This window comes from Streptomyces flavofungini, assembly GCF_041028215.1.
Classification (GTDB): Bacteria; Actinomycetota; Actinomycetes; order Streptomycetales; family Streptomycetaceae; genus Streptomyces; species Streptomyces flavofungini_B.
In genome coordinates, this window is record NZ_JASKYR010000920.1 from 1 (window position 1) to 2381 (window position 2381).

The following is a 2381-nucleotide window of genomic DNA, read 5'->3' on the forward strand; positions in this document are numbered from 1 at the left end:
CCGCGCATACGCACCGTCGCCACCGCAACCGCCACGGCCGGCGCCCACGCCGCCACCGCGACGGCGGACGCCGCCGCCCGTATCGACCGCCGCGCCCTCCTCGCCGCCACCGGCGCCGTCGCGCTSTCCGCCGGAATCGGCCACACCCTCGGCCCCGGCGCGGGCTCCGGCAACGCCGCGCCCCTCGGCCGCGCGACCGTGGCACGCTCCCGGCCCGCGCCCGCCGCGCCCCTCGCCCCCTACAAGGGCGGCACCACCCTGCTCACCGTCGCCGCCCCGCGCGGCACCTCCGGCTACCGGCGGCTCGGCGACGGGCCCGCCTGGCGCCGGGTGGTGCGCGGGGACCTCGCTGCGGCGCGGCCGGGACGGGAGGAGCGGCGTACCGCGCTCGCCGCGTTCGTGCAATTCACCGACCTGCACCTGGTCGACGTGCAGCATCCGCTGCGGTACGAGTACCTGCGGGCGCAGACCGCGAGCGCCTGGCGTCCGCACGAGGCTCTCTCGGTGGCTGGTGTCGTCTCCCTGGTCGAACGCGTCAACGCGCTGCGCGGCGCGCCCGCGACCGGCGCCCCGCTGCACTGCGTGGTGACGACCGGCGACAACACCGACAACAACTCCCGCACCGAACTCGACTGGTTCCTCAAGGTCATGAGCGGCGGCCGGATCACCCCCAACACCGGTGACCCGCGCCGCTACGAGGGCGTGCAGGCCAGCGGCCTCAAGCTGTACTGGCACCCGGACGACGACCTGCGCGACGCCGACAAGAGCCTCGGCTTCCCGCAGCTGCACGGCTTCCTCGACGCCGCGATCCGCGAGGTCAACAGCCCCGGCCTCGGCCTGCCCTGGTACTCCACGGTCGGCAACCACGACGCGCTGCCCGGCGGCTGCTGGGCGCCCAGGGACCCGTACTTCACCGACTTCGCGGTCGGCGGCAAGAAGCTGATGTCCCTCGACGAGACGCGGGGCGCCGCCCTGTGGAGGGCCGTGAAGAAGGGGCACGACCCCAAGGGCGGCCGGTTCAAGGAGCTGCTGGAGTCGGAGGCGCGGCGCATGCGTTCCGTCACGCCGGACCCGTCGCGGGCGCCCTTCACGCCCGCCGAGTACCTGCGGGCGCACCTGGACCCCGCCCACGCGGGCGCGGGCCCCGCGGGCCACGGCTACACCGAGGAGAACCTGTCCTCGGGCACCCAGTACTACTCCTTCCGCGTCAGCGACGACGTGCTCGGCATCAGCCTGGACAGCACCGACCCCGCCGGGCACTACGAGGGCTCCCTCGGCACCGGGCAGATGAGCTGGCTGGAGCGTGAGCTCGCGGCCAACGAACGCCGTGCGGGCGGGCCCTCGTACGTCGTCGTCTTCAGCCACCACACCAGCAGGACCATGCGCAACCTCCGCGCGGACCCGGCGCGGCCCGGCGAGGGGCGGCACGGCGGCGAGGAGATCGTCGAACTGCTCGGCCGCCACCGCTCGGTGCTCGCCTGGGTCAACGGACACAGCCACAAGAACGCGATCACCCCGCACCGGACCGCCCACGGCTCCTTCTGGGAGGTCTCCACCGCGTCGCACATCGACTTCCCGCAGCTCGCGAGGGTCGTGGAGCTGACCGACAACCACGACGGCACGATCTCCCTCTTCACCACGCTCATCGAGTCCGCCGCCCCGCACCGCACGGACTTCGACGACCTCTCCCAGACCGGTCTGGCCGCGCTCTACCGCGAGCTGTCCTTCAACGCCCCCGGCGCCAAGCCCGCACTCGGCGGCGAGCCGGGCGACCGGAACACGGAGCTGATCCTGCGCAAGGGCTGACCACCACCGCCTCGGTGCGTCGGCGTGGTGACGGGGTGCGGGCCGCTAGCGGGGGAGCACCACGACGTACGCCGCGGGGGCGCGGTCGTGCGAGGCCATCAGGGCGGTCCGGACGACGGTGGCCTGCTGGGCCAGGCCGTCCCTGAGCTTCTTGGGGGTGAGGTGGACGACGGTGATGCCGAGCCGCTCCAGGTGCTCGCGCTTGCGGGCGTACTCGGAGAACAGGGCGTCGTCGTCCTGCCGGAAGCCCTGCCGGAAGTCCTGCCGGGGCGCGCGGGTGTCGAGCTCCACGGCGACCGCCTGGTCGGGCCAGTAGGCGTCGACGCCGCCGAGGCGCGGGCCGCCCGGCAGCCGCAGGTCCACGTTCCACAGGGGCTCGGGCAGGGCGTACTCGGCGACCAGGCGGTACAGCCGGTCCTCGGCGATGGCGCGCCCCTCGGCGAGCAGCGAGTCGACGGCGTCCACGACGTGCGGCAGGGTCAGCAGCCGGGCGTTGCGCAACTCCCGTACGACGGCCGCCGGTTCGCAGTGGCCGTCGCGCACCGCCTCGGTGAGCAGCCGCCGCACGGTGGGCG

General features: G+C 74.5%; 1 protein-coding gene and 1 pseudogene. One reads left to right on the top strand and one right to left on the bottom strand.

The window, feature by feature from the left end; translation table 11 throughout:
- Window positions 1-1806, top strand: a 1806-nt coding sequence (locus AB8Z36_RS36555; protein ID WP_440582097.1) for a TIGR03767 family metallophosphoesterase, incomplete at its 5' end; no start/stop codon positions are given.
- A 45-nt stretch (window positions 1807-1851) separates the two neighbouring features.
- Here the strand turns inward: AB8Z36_RS36555 and AB8Z36_RS36560 are convergent.
- Window positions 1852-2381: pseudogene (locus AB8Z36_RS36560) on the bottom strand (hypothetical protein); the annotation flags it as partial.